At 43.2% G+C, this 20,582-nt stretch carries 17 protein-coding genes; 8 read left to right on the forward strand and 9 right to left on the reverse strand.

Going from position 1 to position 20,582, the window contains the following annotated elements:
* Positions 1-5: 5 nt before the first annotated feature.
* Complete coding sequence (locus H6G08_RS04940) at positions 6-668, reverse strand: glycosyltransferase family 2 protein (protein ID WP_190539254.1); 663 nt, start codon at positions 666-668, stop codon at positions 6-8.
* A gap of 714 nt (positions 669-1,382) precedes the next feature.
* Between H6G08_RS04940 and H6G08_RS04945 the strand changes: the two genes are divergently transcribed.
* Positions 1,383-1,709: a hypothetical protein gene (locus tag H6G08_RS04945; RefSeq protein WP_190539255.1), complete on the forward strand. Its 327-nt coding sequence runs from the start codon at positions 1,383-1,385 to the stop codon at positions 1,707-1,709.
* 63 nt (positions 1,710-1,772) lie between these two features.
* On the opposite strand, the gene H6G08_RS04950 is transcribed toward H6G08_RS04945, so the two are convergent.
* From H6G08_RS04950 to H6G08_RS04965, 4 genes are all read right to left on the reverse strand, one after another.
* Entirely contained in the window at positions 1,773-2,066 is a 294-nt protein-coding gene (locus tag H6G08_RS04950) for a DUF2103 domain-containing protein (RefSeq protein WP_096643903.1), read from the reverse strand.
* 5 nt (positions 2,067-2,071) lie between these two features.
* The gene (gene clpS / locus H6G08_RS04955; protein ID WP_096647717.1) at positions 2,072-2,398 is read right to left on the reverse strand and encodes an ATP-dependent Clp protease adapter ClpS; all 327 of its coding nucleotides are present in this window, start codon (positions 2,396-2,398) and stop codon (positions 2,072-2,074) included.
* A gap of 536 nt (positions 2,399-2,934) precedes the next feature.
* Positions 2,935-5,091 carry a polyribonucleotide nucleotidyltransferase gene (locus tag H6G08_RS04960; RefSeq protein WP_190539257.1) on the reverse strand — a complete coding sequence of 719 codons (2,157 nt, stop codon included), beginning with the start codon at positions 5,089-5,091 and terminating at the stop codon, positions 2,935-2,937.
* 804 nt (positions 5,092-5,895) lie between these two features.
* Positions 5,896-6,441, reverse strand: a complete 546-nt coding sequence (locus tag H6G08_RS04965) for a GNAT family N-acetyltransferase (RefSeq protein WP_190539259.1) — start codon at positions 6,439-6,441, stop codon at positions 5,896-5,898.
* Between the two features lie 313 nt (positions 6,442-6,754).
* Here H6G08_RS04965 and H6G08_RS04970 point away from each other — a divergent pair, with 313 nt between their 5' ends.
* Positions 6,755-9,649, forward strand: coding sequence for a sll1366 family intein-prone helicase (locus H6G08_RS04970; RefSeq protein WP_190539261.1), 2,895 nt, complete (start codon positions 6,755-6,757; stop codon positions 9,647-9,649).
* Between the two features lie 83 nt (positions 9,650-9,732).
* A complete protein-coding gene (locus tag H6G08_RS04975; RefSeq protein WP_242046066.1) occupies positions 9,733-10,746 on the forward strand; it encodes a caspase family protein in 1,014 nt (337 codons plus the stop codon).
* A gap of 272 nt (positions 10,747-11,018) precedes the next feature.
* Here the strand turns inward: H6G08_RS04975 and H6G08_RS04980 are convergent, their stop codons facing one another.
* Positions 11,019-11,303: a hypothetical protein gene (locus tag H6G08_RS04980; protein WP_190539263.1), complete on the reverse strand. Its 285-nt coding sequence runs from the start codon at positions 11,301-11,303 to the stop codon at positions 11,019-11,021.
* Between the two features lie 101 nt (positions 11,304-11,404).
* Here H6G08_RS04980 and H6G08_RS04985 point away from each other — a divergent pair, with 101 nt between their 5' ends.
* The 3 genes from H6G08_RS04985 to H6G08_RS04995 all read left to right on the forward strand — a co-directional run bounded on the left by H6G08_RS04985 (position 11,405) and on the right by H6G08_RS04995 (position 15,186).
* Positions 11,405-13,615 carry a tetratricopeptide repeat protein gene (locus H6G08_RS04985; protein WP_190539265.1) on the forward strand — a complete coding sequence of 737 codons (2,211 nt, stop codon included), beginning with the start codon at positions 11,405-11,407 and terminating at the stop codon, positions 13,613-13,615.
* An 83-nt stretch (positions 13,616-13,698) separates the two neighbouring features.
* The gene (locus H6G08_RS04990) at positions 13,699-14,538 is read left to right on the forward strand and encodes an SWIM zinc finger family protein (protein WP_190539266.1); all 840 of its coding nucleotides are present in this window, start codon (positions 13,699-13,701) and stop codon (positions 14,536-14,538) included.
* A 291-nt stretch (positions 14,539-14,829) separates the two neighbouring features.
* On the forward strand, positions 14,830-15,186 hold the full coding sequence (locus H6G08_RS04995) for a CU044_2847 family protein (RefSeq protein ID WP_096643898.1): 357 nt from the start codon (positions 14,830-14,832) through the stop codon (positions 15,184-15,186).
* Between the two features lie 71 nt (positions 15,187-15,257).
* Here the strand turns inward: H6G08_RS04995 and H6G08_RS05000 are convergent, their stop codons facing one another.
* The 3 genes from H6G08_RS05000 to psbD form a co-directional block, all read right to left on the reverse strand.
* Positions 15,258-15,443, reverse strand: coding sequence for a PCP reductase family protein (locus tag H6G08_RS05000; RefSeq protein ID WP_096643897.1), 186 nt, complete (start codon positions 15,441-15,443; stop codon positions 15,258-15,260).
* 427 nt (positions 15,444-15,870) lie between these two features.
* Positions 15,871-17,250, reverse strand: coding sequence for a photosystem II reaction center protein CP43 (gene psbC, locus H6G08_RS05005; protein WP_190539268.1), 1,380 nt, complete (start codon positions 17,248-17,250; stop codon positions 15,871-15,873).
* The gene (gene psbD / locus H6G08_RS05010; protein WP_096643895.1) at positions 17,234-18,289 is read right to left on the reverse strand and encodes a photosystem II reaction center subunit D2; all 1,056 of its coding nucleotides are present in this window, start codon (positions 18,287-18,289) and stop codon (positions 17,234-17,236) included. The genes psbC and psbD overlap by 17 nt, the downstream gene beginning before the upstream one ends.
* A 674-nt stretch (positions 18,290-18,963) precedes the next feature.
* Here psbD and H6G08_RS05015 point away from each other — a divergent pair.
* Together H6G08_RS05015 and H6G08_RS05020 are read left to right on the forward strand one after the other, a co-directional pair.
* Complete coding sequence (locus H6G08_RS05015; protein WP_190539270.1) at positions 18,964-19,557, forward strand: photosystem I assembly protein Ycf4; 594 nt, start codon at positions 18,964-18,966, stop codon at positions 19,555-19,557.
* Between the two features lie 208 nt (positions 19,558-19,765).
* The gene (locus tag H6G08_RS05020) at positions 19,766-20,563 is read left to right on the forward strand and encodes a peptidylprolyl isomerase (RefSeq protein WP_190539272.1); all 798 of its coding nucleotides are present in this window, start codon (positions 19,766-19,768) and stop codon (positions 20,561-20,563) included.
* Positions 20,564-20,582: the final 19 nt, after the last annotated feature.

The following is a 20,582-nucleotide window of genomic DNA, read 5'->3' on the forward strand; positions in this document are numbered from 1 at the left end:
AGTAGTTAACTAGATGGGGAAATATCTTTATAAACGGTCTTAGTAATGCTATCTTCTGCTCTTGTATAAATATAAGTTTGCGGTTCTTCTAGTTTTTGAGTTTTAAAAATTTTTTCTGCTCTGTCCCAAAATTCTGTATCCTCTGCAAAGTGAAGATTCTTAAATCCTTGTAACTCAAAATAGACGTATCGCTTGCCAAAAAAAGTTGGACCTAAAATGCAGTCTCGCAGATTAATTATTTTTCCTGGTTGAAAATAATCTTCAAAAAAAATGTTGTCATCAGCGACAAACCCACCTTCAATTAAGTCAAGTTCTGGGTTGGCTTTCATATATGCTATTCTTGATTCTAGATGATTAGTTTTATAAACATCATCGCTATCAATAAACGTAATATATTTACCAAAAGATGCCTGAATTCCAGCATTTTTGGAATAACCTAGTTTTTTATTTTTATGTTTTAGATACCGAATATTATTAAATTTTTCTAGGTAGGAATTGACAATTTCAAAACTACTATCTTGACTGCCATCATCAACTATAATCAATTCCCAATCTGTAAAGCTTTGGTTAATGACGCTATTAATAGCGTTGTTTAAATACTGGGCGCGATTGTATGTACATAAAATCACAGATATTTCTGGATTTATGTCAAAATTAATAGGACTCATAATGAGGATTGCTCCGGGTTTGAATCAGAAGATTGAGAGGGAAAATCTACCATTATTTTACAGAAGATTTAGCTTAATTTTTCAGCTATAAGACAAGTAGCTACGGAATAGTCTGCATGAAAAGCATCTAGTTATTCTGTCGTCAGCTTTTCAACTACGATTCTATAATAATAGGACTTACGCAGTGTCAGATATTTTTCATGCTTTTTGTCAATGGTCAATAGTCCATAGTCCAAAAACATGAATTTTGACCATTGACTTTTGACTTTTGACCATCCTTGTGAGGGTTTTGTTGTTCGGTGCGTAAGTCCTAGATAAATAGCGATCGCAGTTATGAGATTACCATAAACAATATGAATTTAATCCTTGCTTGGTAGATTGATAAACTTCAGAATTCGCCTCAACACTAACAACTTTAAAACCTTTTTTAGGTAAAATTCTGTATCCTGACCTCTAGGGATACCAACGTCAATAATTAAATTTTTATCCATAAATTTTTATTGAGAAATGACTTAAAGATATCAATCGTCTACACGGCGTAAGATGCTTGAGTGATGGTACTTGACATCACAAAGTCCCAGACGATCGCGATAATTGTTGAGTTTTTTTACAAAAGATTTCCTACACTATTGCAGTTTGTAACTATTTTGTGCAACCCCAAGGACTATTCCTTTAGACTGAATCTCAATTGCAGAAAGATTGGGATCGAGACAAATGCATTCGGTAAATATATTTTGTCACGAATTTGTAGTTGCTGTTTCCTTTGTGGCTTGTATTGTTGGTCTGTTGTTACTATGGGACAGTAAGCAGCAAACACAAAAAAATGAATTAGAAGAAACAGAAGAGATTTTATTGAGAATGAGCTTTTCTTACTGGCTAGTTTACTGTGTTGCTTTTGGCGTAGAAAAAGTCATGCTACCTAGCTGGGAACCGATGCTCATGACTTTGAAAATTACTACAGCTTTGTCATATTTTTTAACGTTTTCTTGTATTCTCAGTTTGCCTTTAAACAGATTTGCAGTACATCAAGTCGAAGACTAGATAAACAGTGCATAGTCGATGACCGATGGACTATAGACTATGGACTATTAACCGTTGGCACGATCAAAGTTTCATGGCGATCGCGATCGCTTCTAACAGACTATTTTGATCTAAAGTGGTCAAAATAAAAACTTCTTGCACTGTCTTACCTTGTCGGGCGATTACTTTATAACCGCCACGAATCGGTACAGACACACGCAATTGCATTTTGGGAGCATGACCTTTAACTCGGCCAATTACGCCTGGTGTCACAGTTTGAATTCCTGGTTGCTGACACAGGCGCTCTAAAATTGGGATGAGTCCATCGATGTGGGTCGAGTGATTCCAGACTAGTCTACCATCATTGGGTTTGCCCATTATAGTTAAGCTGCCTCTAGAGGAGCCATTGTCAAACCCGCCCGTCGTAGTTGTTGGTGATATAGTTCTGCTGGTTCTTGGGGCCCTACCCAGACAATCGCTTGACCTTCAAAATGTACTTGGTTAGTTAAATCCCAAGCATGGTCGCTAGTCATTCCGGGGATATACTTCATCAGACACTCAGCTACATGCTGAAATGTATTAAAGTCATCATTTAGCACAATCACTTTGTAATTGGGATACTGCTTGCGCACAACTTGAGTAGACTTTGTTGGTGCTACAGTCGGTGTGGCGCTCATCCTATAAACATCTGCTGAAAGTCTGGTTAGCATAAAACAGTTAACCATCAAGATTTTACAAAACTACATTCACAAATAACTAGTTTAGTCTATCTTCTGGAGTCCAGATTTGCTCTGTTAACTTTTTGTACAGGGAATTTTCCCCAACAAGGTCAGTTAACACCTCATCTCTCAACTATGCTCGCTCGCTGAGATGCATTCTTGACAGGTTAAGATTATCGGCAATTTGTCAATCAGTAATATTGCTGAAATTATTAACGAAATCGGGGACAGTAAACAGAATTTTTCGTTTTTGTGCTGCTAAAGGCTAAAAGTCACTCTACTTCTACACCTAACTAAAAAAGCATCACTCATTCTCACTGAGACCGTCCAAAAATATTTAATTTTTACCTAACCCCTAATCGCCTTAATCGCGTCACTACTAAATGACAAAACTAATTGAGTCTTAACCTGTCGTGAATGATATGTCGCCGCAATTTTAATCCTACGACTGAATGAGAGAAGCACACAGCGATGCCTTGCCCTAAGGCATCGCGGATTTTAGATTCAATCTAAAATCCTCAATCGTTTTAACGATTAACTGCTGCTGCTTCCCGCGCTGCAGCTGCTTGGTCAGGATGGATACCTAAACGTGTGAGATTAATTCGACCTTTGTTGTCAATCTCGCGCACTTTGACAATCACTTCATCACCAACAGCTACTTCATCCTCAACTTTGCCTACACGGTAGTCTGCGAGTTGAGAGATGTGAATCATACCTTCTTTACCAGGCAAAAATTCCACGAACGCGCCTATGGGTATAATTCGAGTCACGCGACCCACGTAAACATCACCTTCGTGTAATTTACGGGTCATGCCTTGGACGATATTTCTCGCTCTCTTGGCCTTGCTTTCATCCACAGCAGAAATCGTGACGGTGCCATCATCTTCGATGTCAATTTTGGCACCAGTTTCTTCGGTGATGCCTTTAATTGTCTTACCGCCAGGGCCAATCACTAGACCAATCATGTCAGGATCGATCTTAATGGTGAGCAAGCGTGGGGCATAAGGTGAGGTTTCCGTGCGGGGTTGGTCGATGGTTTGCAGCATTTTATCTAAAATGTGCAACCTTGCCGATTTCGCTTGATGGATAGCTTGGGCGATAATATCCAAGGACAAACCGGAGATTTTCATATCCATTTGTAAGGCTGTAATCCCCGAATCTGTACCCGCGACTTTAAAGTCCATGTCGCCTAAAAAGTCTTCGATACCTTGAATATCCGTGAGAACCCGGACTTCATCGCCTTCTTTAATCAGACCCATCGCTGCACCGCTAACAGGCTTGATAATCGGTACGCCAGCATCCATTAAGGCGAGGGTGGAACCACATACGGAACCCATTGAAGTGGAACCGTTGGAAGAAAGTACTTCCGATACTACGCGAATTACGTAAGGGAATTGTTCTTTCGGTGGTAGCACTGGTAACAGTGCCCGCTCTGCTAAAGCACCGTGACCAATTTCCCGTCTACCGGGGGCGCGCATGGGCTTAGTTTCGCCAACGGAGAAGGGTGGGAAGTTGTAATGGTGCAAATAGCGTTTGGATTGGTCTGTTTGCAGGTCATCATTGAGGTTTTGGGCGTCGCCAGGTGTACCCAAGGTACAGGCAGATAATACTTGGGTGAGTCCCCGATTAAACAAGCCACTTCCGTGAACTCGCTTAGGTAGAACATCAACTAAACAAGAAACAGGACGCACTTCGTCAAGTTTCCGCCCATCAACCCGAACGTTGTCTTCGACGATTTGACGGCGCATGAAGTGCTTGGTAATTTCTTTAAAGGTGTTACCAAGGGCTTTGCTGTTAGCGGTTGTGGCTAGGCGGATGGGATCTTCTTCGGGAAGTTCCGCGATCGCATTCGCTATACTTTCCTTAACGACATCCAAAGCTGCATCTCGCTCTGGCTTAGTTAATTCAAACTGCGCGAGAATTTTCTTAATTTCTGCACTAGCGCGATCGCTAATAAACTGGTCTAAAGTTGGGTCTACTTCTGGCGGTTCGCCTTTGACAATTTCTAGACCGAGTTCTTGAACTAAATCTAGTTGCGCCTGGATTAAATCCCTAACAGCTTCGTAGCCAAAATCAATCGCCTCGATAATATCGCGTTCTGGCAACTGATTGGCTCCCGCTTCCACCATAATTACCCCATCTGGCGAACCCGCAACCACCAGATCCAAATCGCCGGCTTCAATTTCTGCGTAGGTAGGGTTAATGACAAAATCATCACCTACTAAGCCTACTCTAACTGCTGCCATTGGGCCGTTAAAAGGAATTTGGGCAATCAAGGTAGCAATTGAAGCACCTGTAACAGCGAGCACATCGGGCGGTACTTGCTCATCCATTGACAACGTCAAAGCGACAACTTGCAAGTCATCCCGCAACCATGAAGGGAACAAAGGACGCAGGGGACGGTCTATCAGACGGCTAGTAAGAATTGTTTTTTCTGGGGGACGACCTTCACGCCGCATGATCCCGCCGGGAATCCTACCCGCAGCATACAGTCTTTCTTCGTAATCTACTGTGAGGGGAAGAAAATCAATGCCTTCTCTGGCTTGCGATCGCGTAGCCGTCACCAAAACAGCTGTATCCCCCGATTGTATCAAAACTGACCCACCAGCTTGGGGTGCTAGCAGGCCTACCTTCAGTCGAATATCCCGTCCGTCAAAGGATATTGACTTATCAACTTCTGTCATTCAGTTTTTTTTCCTTCTATGCACGCTATTCTCTCTCTGTGGCAATCCTAACATTTATGCCCTCTAGCTGGCTTCAGGTACATACAAAGTTGACATTCCTCTACCTGATTAAATTTCGCTATGCTCATTTAATCGGAAAGGCAGGGGATTCTTGGTTCGTCCAGCAAGCCGTAAACCTTTGTGTCCCTATTCCCAACGCTGTTAGTACACGGGCAGTACTTAACCAAGCATCCGCTACTACTGTACGAAATGCCGAGCCAATTCACAAAAGACCTAGAGGGCATCTGTCCCCAAGCTTTCAGGTACTTTACCGAGAGTGTCTTAAGAGTCTGTTTCTCTCTTTTCCCTATGTTCTCCTGTGCCCCAGGATACATTGTGTTTGAAGTTGTTTTCTTTTCTAGGTTCACGCGCAACTTGTTAGGTTACGACTGGGTTTTTCAGGTGGACTTTCCCTACCCACCGAGCATTACTACTTTCTAGCCAGTCGTGTGGAGACACCCCAGGTTTGTATAGTCACGTGCTAGCGGTTTTTCAGCCTGTACTCTATATTTAAATAGTACGTACAATCCGCCGTATATTTCAAGGACTAAAAGACTCGAAATTCGCTTATCTCAATACGAACTGATGCAACTACAGCAGGAGGCACAGAAGCAGGGATCTTCTATGGCTGATTTGCTCAGAAAGTATATTTCTAAACTGCCAAAGCCAAAGATTGACCGCAATTAAAATTGCCGTTGGCACTATATCCCCGGTCTAAAGACACAGGGATATAGTGCATATCGGAAAGTTTTATAAACAACCTTGTCAACTTAAGGCACGATACATCATTAATGCCCCGACCGTTTGCCCGTCGGCTAGTTTGGCGGCTTGGGGAATGCGGCCGATAATCTCAAAACCCAATGTTTGCCACAGGTTAATTGACGGTATATTAGTTTCAAAGACCAAATTAAACATGACTGCTTCGTAGCCTAATTGAGCTGCGATCGCTAACATCGACTCTCCCATCAACCGTCCTATGCCTTGACCCCGCGCGGCTGGTTGTACAATAAAACCAGCGTTGCAAATATGGCTACACCGACCGGGAAAGTTGGGTTTTAAATAAAATGCCCCTAATATATCTTTGGGTTTGTGTGTAGTACCCGGCTCAACAGCCCTAACAACAAAGGCGTCCTGATTCAACCAGTAAGCTGCAAATTCTGCTGGTGACAAGGGTTGCTTTTGCTGATAGGTTTTCCCTTCAAGAATGACTAGATTGAGTAATGCCCTGACTACCTCCTGTTCTTGCGGATGCATGTAATCTAGTTCTACTTTTATGCCATTTTTTGTTTGTTGAGTTATGGGAAGTTGCATTTATCAAGAATTTAATTTATGACTATTCATAATAGTAAATATTATTATATTTTGTAAGGATAAAATTGTATATAGATGTGCAAAATGCCCAATAATTTTAATGGATTGAACCGCCAAGGACGCCAAGGACGCCAAGATTTATTAGATGAGTCAGTTAATGAAATAGGAGTTTTTAAGAGATTTAGAAAGCAAAATATGTAAATATATAGTGATTTCTCATAAAATCATAAACTTATTGTTACGAAAAGACATATATTTACGAATTAATTATTGTTGGCTGTAAACAAATTAGTAGCGTATCGGTAGTTGGAAAATGGCAATTTTACACGGGATTTGGTTAAATAAAAAACAAAATAACTGTTTATTTATTTGGGGAGAAACTTGGCGTTCTGCACAGGTAAATGCTGATATTAGTGACGCTGAGATACCATCACATCCCTTGGCGATGACAGCACAGGAGTTAAGTGAATGGTTAAGTTCCCGTAACCTGAAAATTGCTAACTTTATCCAACAGCCGCAAGTAGCTGTTACTGCGGGACGCAAACGTCAAAGTACAGCAGTCAAAGAAGTACCTTTACCCAGCCAAGCGCAAATTATTGCTTTACCAACTCAAATATCAGTAAATAGTATTTCGCCTATACATTCTGCTGTTGAGTCAATAGATTCCCAACCATATCTACATCCTTGGAAAGTCGAGGGTTTTTGTCTTCAGCCTAGTGTTGCTATCAAATTTTTAGCTTCTCTTCCATTAAGTAATATTAGCGGCAAGGATGCATTTATAAGTGGAGATTTACGCTTTTGGTCGCAGGTAGCTAGATGGAGTTTAGATTTAATTTCTCGTTCTAAGTTCTTGCCTATAATTCAACGAGAAACTGATAAATTAATTGCTAGCTGGCAAGTACTTTTAGATAGTGCGGTAGATGGTACAAGATTAGAAAAATTCTCTCAGTTAATGCCTTTAGGTTGTCGGACATATCAAACAGCAATTGAGTCTGAAGAATTTACCCCATCTCAATTATATGTAGACTTACCTTTACCGCCGCAGGAATTAATTTTAGGATTTCTCAACAGTACAATTGATGTACAAGTGCGAGAAATGTTAGGTTCTCAAGCAATAATTGAACCGAGAATGATGGCGGCGTTACCTGCTGGAGTGCGTCAGTGGTTGCAAGGTTTAACGACTGAATCGCCAACAATTAATGCAGATGCAATTGGTGTAGAAAGACTGCAAGCCGCATTAACAGCTTGGACTTTGCCGCTACAATATCAATTAACTCATAAAGCTTTATTTCGGACTTGTTTTGAATTGCGATCGCCTGAAGCGGGAGAATCGGCATGGAAATTAATATATTATCTCCAAGCTGCGGACGATCCAGCGTTTCTAGTCGATGCAGCAACAATTTGGCAACATCCTGTTGAGCAATTAGTTTATCAAAATCGCACCATCGAACAACCCCAGGAAACTTTTATGCGCGGTTTGGGGTTAGCTTCGCGATTATATCCCGCGATCGCGCCCAGTTTAGAAACAGAATATCCCGAATCTTTGAGTCTCAACCCCATACAGGCTTACGATTTTATTAAATCTGTAGCTTGGCGCTTAGAAGATAGCGGTTTAGGCGTGGTTTTACCAGCGAGTTTAGCAAACCGGGAAGGCTGGGCAAACCGTTTAGGCTTAAAAATTACCGCCGAAACCCCAAATCAACAGCAAGGGCGATTAGGCTTACAAAGCTTACTCAATTTTCAATGGAAATTAGCGATTGGCGGACAAACAATTTCTAAAGCCCAATTTGACAGGCTGGTAGCCTTAAATAGCCCCCTTGTAGAAATCAACGGCGAGTGGGTAGAGTTACGTCCCCAAGATATTAAAACCGCCCAGTCCTTTTTTGCTTCCCGTAAGGAAAAAATGTCCTTGTCCTTAGAAGATGCTTTGCGTTTAAGTACAGGGGATACCCAAGCCATCGAAAAATTACCAGTAGTTAGCTTTGAAGCCTCTGGTGCATTACAAGAATTAATTGGGGCGCTAACTAATAATCAAGCGATCGCACCTTTACCCACACCTGCTAACTTTAAAGGAGAATTGCGACCTTATCAACAACGCGGTGCAGCTTGGCTAGCCTTCCTCGAACGTTGGGGTTTAGGCGCATGTCTCGCAGACGACATGGGTTTAGGTAAAACCATTCAGTTCATCGCCTTTCTACTACACCTCAAAGAACAGGATGCACTAGAAAAACCCACCCTACTAGTTTGCCCGACTTCTGTATTAGGTAATTGGGAAAGAGAAGTGAAAAAATTTGCACCCACAATCAAAATTTTACAATATCACGGTGATAAACGTCCTAAAGGTAAGACATTTACAGAAACAGCAAAAAAATACAATATAGTCGTCACCAGTTACTCATTAATTCACCGCGACCTCAAATCATTGCAGACGGTTGATTGGCAAGCCATAGTATTGGATGAAGCCCAGAATGTGAAAAACTCTGATGCTAAACAATCCCAAGCAGTTAGACAATTAGAAGCAACATTTCGTATCGCTTTAACAGGTACGCCAGTAGAAAATAGACTGCAAGAACTTTGGTCTATTTTAGATTTTCTCAATCCCGGTTATTTGGGGAATAAGCAATTCTTTCAAAGACGGTTTGCAATGCCGATTGAAAAGTATGGCGATTCCGCTTCTTTAAATCAATTGCGTTCCCTAGTTCAACCCTTTATTCTGCGGCGACTGAAAACAGATAAAGATATTATTCAAGACTTGCCAGAAAAGCAAGAAATGACTGTATTTTGCGGACTTAGCCCCGAACAAGCGACGCTTTATCAGAAAGTGGTAGAAGAATCTTTATCTGAGATTGACACCGCTACAGGATTGCAACGTCGGGGAATGATTTTAGCTCTATTAATTAAGCTTAAACAAGTCTGCAATCATCCAGCCCAATATTTAAAAGCAGACTCGCTAGATAAATATAATTCTGGTAAACTTCAGCGCTTGGACGAAATGCTAGAAGAAGCAATAGCAGAAGGCGATCGCGCTTTAATCTTCACCCAATTTGCCGAATGGGGTAAATTACTTAAACCGCACCTAGAAAAACAGCTAGGACGAGAAATATTTTTCTTGTATGGTAGCACTAGCAAAAAACAACGTGAGGAAATGATCGACCGTTTCCAACAAGACCCCCAAGGGCCGCCAATTATGATTCTCTTTGACCATTGACAAAAAGCATGAAAAATATCTGACACTGCGTAAGTCCTATTTAATAGAAAATAATATACCTTTATTCTCTAGACTCTACGATTATGTCTAACCAATTTGCCCACGGTTATGCTTTGTTAATTGGAGTTGGTGAAACAGCCGAAACAAAATGGTCATTACCCGTTACAGTCAAAGATGTGCAAGCACTAAAAACCGTGCTAACCGATGCAAACTTGTGTGCCTATGATTCCGCAAATATTCGCTTATTGCAGAATGAGCAGACAACACGTAGCGCAATCATCGCTGGATTAACCTGGTTACAAGAAAAAGCAGCAAGCGATCGCAATGCGACAATAGTAGTTTATTACTCCGGTCATGGATGCTTTGACCAAAAAAGCCAGTGTTATTACTTACTGCAACATGACTTCAAATACTCAGATATTGCTAACACCGCACTATCTGCCGCAGAATTTACACAAGCCTTGCGACAAATTCAAGCCAAGCGCTTGTGGGTAGTAATTGATAGCTGTCATGCAGAAGGTATGGCTACTTCCAAAGGCGAACTACCAGCCGATTTTATCGCCACAGCCTTACCCAAGGGTGTGATAGATGACTTAAAGCAAGGAGAAGGAAGGGCAGTATTTACATCATCCAGAGGTAATAAGAGTTCTTGGATACGCCCCGATAAAACCATGAGCCTCTACACTTATCATCTCATCGAAGCATTGCAGGGAGCCGCTAACAAGCCAGGAGACACCACAGTTATGCTCTCAAACCTCATCAATCATTTAGGGAAAACTGTGCCAGAAAGCGCTAGAACCCTGTGTAGAAAAGAACAAACGCCATTTTTTGATACAGCAACAGAAGATTTCCCCATCGCCATGTTGCGCGGCGGAAAAGGACTAGCAGACTCAACCCCAAACTCGTCTAAAATAATGACGGATCAAGAAGTCGTCACACCTGCACTCGCAAGAGCAAAACGAGCATTAGCTATTTTAGAAGAACAAGCCGCTTCCTATGGAATCAGGATTCCAGTAGATTTGCAGATTGAATTGGAAGAAAAACGCCGCCAAGTAATTGAATTAGAATCCCGCCATCAAACAACCGGATTAGATTAATTAAAGTACAACAATGCCCATTGGTTTTAATTTAACTTCTCTGACTTACCCAACAGAACGCCCACAGGCTATAAGCCTGGGGCTAACGCTACATGAGCTTACCTCCGTGGGCTAAGAAAATCTAGCCCACAAAGGTGGGCTTTGTTCAATTAGCCGCACCCTTCCAGGGTGACGGCGGTTTATTGGGTAAGCGAGGGATTAGGGGTGAGGATAAAATCTCATCAACCAAAAGGGTTTCACGTTAAGTTGACACAAATAGGCAATCCCATGCCCTAAAAATTATATTGACTTCCGAGAAATTTACACCAACCTTCGCCTTCCGAACACCAAGCGCCGAGAAATTTACACGAACTTTCGCCTTCCAAACACCAAGCGCCGAGAAATTTACACGAACTTTCGCCTTCCAAACACCAAGCGCCGAGAAATTTACACGAACTTTCGCCTTCCAAACACCAAACGCCGAGAAATTTACACCAACCTTCCCCTTCCAAACACCAAACGCCGAGAAATTTACACGAACTTTCCCCTTCCAGGGATGCCGTGAAAAACTTATACAATCAAATGAGATAAAAATCTTCCCTAACCAGCCACTCAAATAAACTAAAAAGCTAATTTAATCATAATTAATCGCATATTTTTATATTATTGATATAACTCTATGGAAAATCGAGAATCACTAGAGCGCACTCTCAACCGTGCCCGTCGCGCCCTCCAGATAATAGAAGAAGAAAAAGCTGGTTATGGCATTCGAGTTCCAGTAGATTTGCAAATTGAACTTGAGGAGAAACAAAAAGAAGTAGCTAGCCTAGAAGCGCGATTAAATCAGTTACAGGGAAAGCGCACCGTAACAGTACCCGATAACCTTCCCCGCAACACCGATGTATTTGTCGGACGCAAAGCCGAAATTGCCCGTTGCATGGAAGCACTTTCACCAGAGGAGCGGGGCTGGGGTGTAGCGATTGATGGTATTGGCGGAATGGGCAAAACAGCCTTAGCCCTGGAAGTAGCCCACAAAGCCCGTAAGCAAGCGCTGTTTGATGCTTATCTATTTGTTTCTGCCAAGACTACCTGGCTGACAACTGAGGGAGTAAGACAAGAAACCCTCGCCCTATCTTCCCTCGATAGCTTCTGCCGAGAATTTGCCAAAGGCTTAGGGCAAACAGATATTGTAAATATCACTAATAGCACCGAACGCCGCCGCGCCCTGTTAGATTGCCTGCGGGGAAGGCGTGTCTTGCTAATTTGGGACAACCTGGAAACACTAAATACAGAAGAACGCGAGATGATTGCCGAGTTTCTGCGGAAACTGCCCACCCCCAATAAAGCTATTATCACCAGCCGTCGCCGTACAGGAGAAAGCGCCCTCACCATCCGCTTAGATCGTCTCTTGAAAGAAGAGGCTTTAGAATTAATGCGCGAGAAGGGACGGTTATATCCTCGCCTAGCCCAAGAATTAAACGCAACCAAACCAGAAATATTGACCGCTTTATATGAAGCTGCTGGTGGTAACCCCCTAGCTTTGGACTGGACTCTCGGACAGGTGGCACACAAAGGCTACTCGATCCATTTTGCCCTAGAACGATTGCGGAATGCTGCCAATTCCGCCGATCTTTACGGCTTTCTGTTTGCCGACGCTGCCAAAACTCTCACTAAAAATGACTGCACAGTGTTGTCTGCCCTAGCTGTATTTCGCACACCAGCAACAAAAGCAGCACTGGCAGATGCTACAGATTTAGCCCTCACTGAAATCCAAGTTGCTGTTGAACAGTTAGTTACTTTATCTTTGGTGAATGACTTGGATGGCGAACGGTTTGGACTCCACCCCCTTACCCGCACCTATATTCGCGCAGCTATCAGTGGCACAGATACTATAGGAACACAGCCCCTTGGTCAAATTTTCTTTGACTCTGCTGCTCAACGCAAAGTCCTGCGCTACTGGGTGGACTACGCTCAAAAGTATGGGGGTGACGGCAAAGATACCTACAAAACCTATGACAAGTTGGAAGCCGAATGGCAAAACCTAGAGAGTGTGGCAACAACCTTACGGGAAATAGCAGGTATCCCTGGTACGCTGAAAGATCAACAGGCTGCCCAGATGCTCATCGATTTGCAAAGTGCTTTGTATAACTTCCTCTGGTTTCGCGGTTACTGGGATGAGGTGGTGCGCTTGAGTGAGTGGCGATATCAGGCAGGAAAGGCGCTGAATCAGTGGAGCGATGCTGGTTGGGGTGCGTACAATGTTGCCTTTATTTACTACAATCGCGCAGAGACAGAACGGGCAGCAAGTTGGGCAGCACAGATGGCAGAGGCTATGGAACGGGGTGGTAGCCGTCGGGATCAGGGTGCTGCAATTCAGTTTCAAGGATTAATTGCAGAGCAACGCCAGAATTGGGCGGAGGCGGAGCGGCTGTATCAGGAGGACTTAGCAATTTCGCGAGAGTTGGGGGAGGAAGAAGATGAGGCGATCGCTCTCAGCGATCTGGGAGGAGTTGCGCGATCGCAGGGACAATACGATCGCGCAGAATCCTACTACAAGCAAGCACTGGCAGTAGACGCAAAACTAGGAGATAAAGAAGGACAAGCAACTTATTGCGGCAACTTGGGAGAACTCGCCCTTGATCGCAACCAACCCACAGCAGCCCGCCCCTGGTTCGAGCATGAATTAGCCTTAGCGCAGGAAGTGGGACGTCAAGACTTGGTGGCTGATGCTCAAGCGGGGCTGGCGAGAGTTCTGGAAGAGGAGGGGCGCTACACAGAGGCGCTACCCTTGGCACAGGCTGCTCTGGAAATTAGGGAGCGTCTACGCGATCAAGACTTGGATAGGACGCGCCAATTGGTTGAACGGTTACGGCACAAAGCAGGGGAATAATTTGTAATTCGTAATTCGTAATTCGTAATTATTGCCTTTTCCCCTTTAACCAAAAAATCAAATTGTCAACTTGAATATTAATTATGACTAACTACACCCTACAAGCAAGCCGTGAATGGTGGTCACAAAGATGGCTAGATTTATTAGATTCCTATCGTTTCAAAAAACGCTTAGAACGCGCCAGAAATTATTCGCGCCAGGGAAATGTTCTCAGCATTGAATTTAAAGGTGCCAAAGTATTAGCCAGGGTACAAGGTAGCGAACCAGAACCTTATAAAGTTTCTCTTTCTTTAGAACCATTCACTGATGAAGAATGGGGTTATGTAATTGAAACCATGTCCAAAAAAGCGATTTTTGCTGCTAAATTACTAGCTGGAGAAATGCCGCAAAATATCGAAGAAGTCTTCACTGCTAATGGACTGTCGTTATTTCCCTTTACCCTGTCAGATGTCCGCAGTAAATGTTCCTGTCCTGATAAAGCTAACCCCTGTAAACATGTAGGTGCAGTATATTATCAGTTAGGCGATAGATTCAGCGAAGACCCCTTTGTCCTGTTCAAATTACGCGGACGTACCAAAGAGCAAATTATCAGCGACTTACGCCAATTACGCAGCACCAAAATTGACCTTTCTACAACCCAAGAATCAGATATTCAACAGCCAATTACTACAAATCAAAACACAATTAAACTTGACTCATTCTGGCATTACACCGAACCACTAGATTCTTCCTTAGTAGTAATTGCACCTAGCGCCAGCGAGACAGTATTAGATGTATTAGGGGCAATACCCTTAGGTAAAGAAGAAGAAACAGTAGTAAATATTACTTCCGGCGATGTAGTCATGAAGTATTTAGAGACTGTTTACCAAGATGTCAGACAGAAAGCTGTATTAGCTGCAATGAATGTAGGAGAAGCTTCATAGCAATTTTAGACTTTAGCGCCAGTGGGTTTAATTGCTATGCTCATACCACCCTACCGAGTAGAGGCGTAGGTTGGGTTGAGGAACGAAACCCAACACCCGAAAACTTTGGTATTGTTGGGTTTCACGACCTTTAATCCAACCTAAATTTATCCAGCCTACTGAGTAGCCTGTAGGGTAATTGAGGATGAAACATTTTTATCCTCAAAAGCGACAACTAAATTTTGTATTAATGGTTGTTTTTATTACAAGTGATTGAATGGTATAAATGCATAGTAATTCTTTCAAACCCACATGGAAGCGCAAAATAAAGTTATTTCCGTAGAACTGTCCGATGGTACAAATGTCAGAGTTGAAGCCACGCTAATTGGCGAACGCAAATTAAGTACTCCTACCCGACCTTTTAGAGAGGTAACCGTTGCAATTGAATCTTTAACTAAAGAAATCGCCGAAGCAATCCAAAAAGTCAAGCCAGATAGGGCTAGCGTCAAATTTGGTGTAGAAATTGCCCTAGAATCAGGTAAATTAACGCCTGTACTAGTCAAAGGTACTTCCACAGCAAATTTAGAGATTACTTTAGAATGGGGTCAGCATTCTACTGGAGAATTCAAAATTCAAGCAGGAAGTGCCATCAATAAATATTCTCCCTAAAATTAAGTGTAAAATCATTTTTTTCAGTCAACCGTTAACCGTCAACCGTCAACATTATTTCCAGTTAATAGTTACTGTCCAAATTCCAGCCTTGCTTTTTCCACCAAATCTGCTGTAATCACATCTTGCTTTGCTTGACGCGCTAATTGCTCGATTCTGGCTTTTGCTTGCGTGCGGACAAAAAAGGGAATATTTTTGAGTTTTTCTTTCGCTTCTGCTGTCCATCCCAAAGCATCGGAAAAATTAGCGTTACTCATCTTGAATATTCCTTAATTAATTACTGTTTTTTGTAGCAATAAAAATTAATTAACTTAATTTTTGAAATCTGTTGCTGATTTTGATTGTGTCATATTGCAGCAACACGAACTATTAACAATTTCTAAAAATAATACCAATTTGAAAAATAATCGCTACAAATGTAGGTTGGGTTGAACGGAGTGAAACCCAACAATTACACGACTTTAGGATGTTGGGTTACCCTACGGGAAGCCGCTCCGCGTCTACGTTCCTCAACCCAACCTACATCCACATCATATTTTTTGTGAAATGGGATGACAACTGACAATTGTAGAGACGCGATTAATCGCGTCTCTACTACTGACAGGTACAACGCAATAAAAAAGCTCTTGCTTTTACACAAGAGCTAGAGACATCAATTGTCAGTGATGAAAGAAGACTGACGAACTAGTCGAGTTCGGTCATAGACATAGCTGGTTCGTTCTCACGGTCAATACCTTTCTCGAAACCACCTGCTGCTGCTCTAGCGCGACCAGCGTGCCACAAGTGACCAATGAGGAAGAAGAAACCTAGTACGAAGTGAGAAGTTGCCAACCATGCACGAGGAGATACATAGTTGAAAGAGTTGATTTCGGTAGCCACACCACCTACAGAGTTCAAAGAACCCAGAGGAGCATGTGTCATGTATTCAGCAGCACGACGAGCTTGCCAAGGCTGAATATCGTTCTTGATTTTTTCTAAGTCAAGACCGTTAGGCCCGCGTAGAGGCTCTAACCAAGGGCCGCGGAAATCCCAGAAGCGCATGGTTTCACCACCGAAGATGATTTCACCTGTAGGAGAGCGCATCAAGTATTTACCCAGACCGGTGGGGCCTTGAGCAGAACCAACGTTAGCACCTAAGCGTTGGTCACGAATTAAGAAGGTTAAAGCTTGTGCTTGTGAAGCTTCAGGGCCAGTGGGGCCGTAGAATTCACTGGGGTACACGGTGTTGTTGTACCAAACCATACAAGAAGCGATGAAGCCCATTAAGGACAAAGCGCCCAAGCTGTAGGACAGGTAAGCTTCACCAGACCAGATGGAAGCACGACGAGACCAAGCAAAAGGCTTGGTGAAGATGTGCCAAATACCACCAGCAATACAGATGAAGGCAATCCAGATGTGACCGCCGATCACATCTTCCATGTTATCTACGCTGACAATCCAGCCGTCGCCACCAAAAGGAGACTTGATCAGATAACCAAAGATAACTGCGGGGTTCAATGTTGGGTTGGTAATAACGCGAACGTCACCACCACCAGGTGCCCAAGTATCATAGACACCACCAAAGAACATTGCCTTCAGTACCAACAACAGCGCACCGCATCCTAAGATGATCAGGTGGAAGCCGATGATGTTGGTCATCTTGTTCTTGTCTTTCCAGTCATAACCAAAGAAGGAAGAGTATTCTTCTAAGGTTTCTGGGCCGCGAACAGCGTGATAAATACCGCCAAGACCCAGCACAGCTGAGGAAATTAAGTGCAGTACACCAACTACAAAGTAGGGGAAGGTGTCGATGACTTCACCACCAGTACCAACGCCCCAACCTAAGGTAGCGAGGTGAGGTAGTAGAATTAAGCCTTGTTCGTACATAGGCTTTTCCGGGATGAAGTGAGCAACTTCAAATAAAGTCATTGCTCCAGCCCAGAAGACAATCAAACCAGCATGGGCAACATGTGCGCCCAGTAGTTTGCCAGAAAGGTTGATTAAACGAGCGTTACCAGACCACCAGGCAAAACCTGTTGATTCTATGTCACGTCCACTGCCCAATCTATTAGAGAGCGTTACCACGAGGTAGAACCTCCTCAGGGAATACAAATTGTTCGTGGGGCTGATCTTGAGGTGCCATCCAAGCACGGATACCCTCGTTCAGCAAAATGTTTTTGGTATAGAATGTTTCAAATTCTGGGTCTTCAGCAGCCCGTAATTCTTGGGATACGAAGTCGTAAGCCCGCAGGTTCAGTGCGATCCCAACGATGCCTACTGCTGCCATCCACAGTCCAGTTACTGGTACAAACAACATAAAGAAGTGTAACCAGCGTTTGTTGGAGAAAGCAATCCCGAAAATCTGTGACCAGAAGCGGTTTGCTGTCACCATTGAATAGGTTTCTTCTGATTGGGTGGGGTTGAAGGCGCGGAAGGTGTTTGCTGCTTCGCCGTCTTCAAATAGGGTGTTTTCTACTGTTGCTCCGTGAATCGCACAAAGTAATGCACCGCCCAATACACCTGCTACACCCATCATGTGGAAGGGGTTGAGGGTGAAGTTATGGAAACCTTGAACAAACAGGATGAAACGGAAAATTCCGGCTACACCAAAGCTGGGTGCAAAGAACCAGCTCGATTGTCCCAAGGGGTACATCAAGAAGACGCTAACAAATACTGCGATGGGCGCAGAGAATGCCAAAGCGTTATAAGGGCGAATTCCCACTAGACGGGCAATTTCAAATTGGCGTAACATGAAGCCGATTAAACCAAAGGCTCCGTGTAGCGCTACGAATGGCCATAAACCGCCAAGTTGACACCACCGGGTAAAGTTTCCTTGAGCTTCCGGGCCCCAGAGCAATAATAGGGAATGTCCCAAACTGTCTGCTGGAGTGGATACGGCTACGGTGATGAAGTTACAGCCTTCTAAATAAGAAGATGCTAAACCGTGGGTGTACCATGACGTGACGAAGGTTGTACCTGTCAGCCAACCGCCTAGTGCTAGGAAAGCGCAGGGGAATAATAAAATTCCTGACCAACCTACAAACACGAAGCGATCGCGCTTCAACCAGTCGTCAAGAACGTCAAACCACCCTCTACTGGGGGCGCGTCCAACTGCGATGGTCATTGAACTAGAATCCTCTTTTTTACTAAAATTTCAGCGTTTCTGAGGAATTAACGTTTTTTTTGACAATTTTCAGCAGCCTAAAAACCACTGATATTCTGAGAATTCACAGTCTGTTTAGTCCGGATTTCTCAGGGTTATGCCATTACCCGTACCATTGGCTAGTAATCTAGTTTGTGGTAGCTTAATGATTCTTAACTTATCACATTCCTCCGGGTTTTTGACCGATCCACGCAAGTGAATCAGGTGATTTCACACGAAGCTATTAAATATTATGAATATCAGAAATTTTACAATCTGACACAAGTTTTCTCAGAAATCTAAACAATTGGTATTAAAAATTGGGCATGGGGCATTGGGCATGGGGCATGGTGAACAGACAAGGGAGACAAGGGAAGGGGGACAAGGGGGACAAGGAGGACAAGGAGGATAAGGAATTTTAAATTTTGCGAAAAGTCGGAGCGCCAACTTCCGGCGCTCTGCATTTTTCAAGCTAGATTTGCGATTCGTGGATTCTAATCTAAAATCCAAAATCCAAAATTGTTTCTATACCCAATGCCCAATGCCCAATGCCCAATGCCCAATGCCCAATGCCCAATGCCCAAAATCAACTTGCAATAGATACTGCTCCAATGGCAGACTTTTAAAGGGTATATGTCACAGGCCAAGGTAGTTCTATGACGGCATCAACAATTAATAAAGGCGATTCATCTAATGGCGATCGCTCTAAGGCAAGTGTTCTAAATCAAAAAGTTTTAGGTTCTCGTCGGTTGAGCAACTACTGGTGGGCAACGGTCGTTACCCTTGGAGCTACAGGCTTTGTATTAGCTTCGGTCTCTAGTTACCTTAAAGTTAATTTACTCATAGTTACCGACCCCACACAACTGATATTTGTCCCTCAAGGTTTGGTTATGGGGTTATATGGGGCGGCTGGCTTACTTTTAGCTCTATACCAATGGTTAACGATTTTATGGGATATAGGCGGCGGGTATAACGAATTTAACCAAGAAGCCGGCACAGTCAAAATTTTTCGTAATGGATTTCCTGGGAAAAATCGCCGCATTGAACTAGAAAATCGGATTCAAGATGTGCAATCGGTACAACTCACCGTGAAAGACGGACTCAATCCCCGTCGCGCTCTCTATTTGCGTGTTAAAGGCAGAAGAGATATTCCCCTAACCAGAGTCGGTCAACCTTTACCCTTAAAAGATTTAGAAATTCAAGGTGCAGAGTTAGCTCGGTTTTTGGGCGTACCTTTAGAAGGTTTGTAAAAAATATTAACAATTGATAATTGTCAGTGGTAGAGACGCGATTAATCGCGTCTGTACAATTGTCAGTTGTCAGTTGCCCAAAAGCTAAGAAGCAATAATTTATTTACAGTTTTCTGGCTTTTTGCCTAATCAAGCCCTCAACCAGTAGATTCAAAATCTATAATCGTCAGGAAACGATAAGATACTCAGGTTGAGTCAGTAATTGGTAATGCGGTTAAAATTTCCACAATTTTTGGTTGCACTTGTAATTATTGGAGCTTTGGCTTTAGGTGGATGTTCAACACAGCAAGCTGTTTCTCCCTCTTCTCCAGCAGCAACAGCTAGCTCAACAGCAACCGAGACTAGCGGCAGTACAAGCACTGAGGCAACGTCTGTATCACAAACTACTAGTGAGAGTATTCCAGGAATGAAAGATTTACCACGGCTCGAAGGTCAGGCTACAGTGGTGATGACGGTGAAAGGCTCACCAATTACTATCGAGTTAGACGGTACCAATGCCCCAATTACAGCAGGCAACTTTGTTGATTTGGTACAAAAAGGTGTATATGATGGCACAGCTTTTCATCGTGTAGTCCGCGATCCCCAACCATTTGTAGCTCAAGGGGGCGATCCTCAAAGTAAAGATCCGGCAGTTCCGGCTAATAGATTAGGAACAGGTAGCTTTATTGACCCTGATACCAAAAAAGTTCGCTATATTCCCTTAGAAATTAAGCCCAAAGGCGCAGCTGAACCGCTTTACAACAAAACATTTGATGCTAGTTCTCAAGCCGTTGTCTTACCTCATAAACAGGGTGTAATTGCAATGGCGCGATCGCAACAACCAGACTCTGCATCTTCTCAGTTTTACTTTGCACTAGCAGATCTCAGCTTTTTAGATGGTAACTATGCAGTATTTGGCAAAGTTACCGAAGGCTTTGATGTAGTCAACAAGATTCAGCAAGGCGATCGCATTGATTCTGCTAAAGTCACCAAAGGCGCAGAAAACTTAAAAGTCCCTGGTAAATAGTTAGCAATTGGGTAATGGG

It is taken from the genome of Calothrix anomala FACHB-343 (assembly GCF_014696435.1).
GTDB lineage: Bacteria > Cyanobacteriota > Cyanobacteriia > Cyanobacteriales > Nostocaceae > Aulosira > Aulosira anomala_A.

Excerpts from the sequence above, each read along its gene's own strand:
- H6G08_RS04970 (WP_190539261.1), top strand. The coding sequence starts at position 6,755 with ATGGCAATTTTACACGGGATTTGGTTAAATAAAAAACAAAATAACTGT.
- H6G08_RS04975 (WP_242046066.1), top strand. The coding sequence starts at position 9,733 with ATGTCTAACCAATTTGCCCACGGTTATGCTTTGTTAATTGGAGTTGGT.
- H6G08_RS04995 (WP_096643898.1), top strand. The coding sequence starts at position 14,830 with ATGGAAGCGCAAAATAAAGTTATTTCCGTAGAACTGTCCGATGGTACA.
- H6G08_RS04940 (WP_190539254.1), bottom strand. The coding sequence starts at position 668 with ATGAGTCCTATTAATTTTGACATAAATCCAGAAATATCTGTGATTTTA.
- H6G08_RS04985 (WP_190539265.1), top strand. The coding sequence starts at position 11,405 with ATGGAAAATCGAGAATCACTAGAGCGCACTCTCAACCGTGCCCGTCGC.
- H6G08_RS05020 (WP_190539272.1), top strand. The coding sequence starts at position 19,766 with ATGCGGTTAAAATTTCCACAATTTTTGGTTGCACTTGTAATTATTGGA.
- H6G08_RS05015 (WP_190539270.1), top strand. The coding sequence starts at position 18,964 with ATGACGGCATCAACAATTAATAAAGGCGATTCATCTAATGGCGATCGC.
- clpS (WP_096647717.1), bottom strand. The coding sequence starts at position 2,398 with ATGCTAACCAGACTTTCAGCAGATGTTTATAGGATGAGCGCCACACCG.
- H6G08_RS04960 (WP_190539257.1), bottom strand. The coding sequence starts at position 5,091 with ATGACAGAAGTTGATAAGTCAATATCCTTTGACGGACGGGATATTCGA.
- H6G08_RS05000 (WP_096643897.1), bottom strand. The coding sequence starts at position 15,443 with ATGAGTAACGCTAATTTTTCCGATGCTTTGGGATGGACAGCAGAAGCG.
- H6G08_RS04950 (WP_096643903.1), bottom strand. The coding sequence starts at position 2,066 with ATGGGCAAACCCAATGATGGTAGACTAGTCTGGAATCACTCGACCCAC.
- H6G08_RS04990 (WP_190539266.1), top strand. The coding sequence starts at position 13,699 with ATGACTAACTACACCCTACAAGCAAGCCGTGAATGGTGGTCACAAAGA.
- psbD (WP_096643895.1), bottom strand. The coding sequence starts at position 18,289 with ATGACCATCGCAGTTGGACGCGCCCCCAGTAGAGGGTGGTTTGACGTT.
- H6G08_RS04965 (WP_190539259.1), bottom strand. The coding sequence starts at position 6,441 with ATGCAACTTCCCATAACTCAACAAACAAAAAATGGCATAAAAGTAGAA.
- H6G08_RS04945 (WP_190539255.1), top strand. The coding sequence starts at position 1,383 with ATGCATTCGGTAAATATATTTTGTCACGAATTTGTAGTTGCTGTTTCC.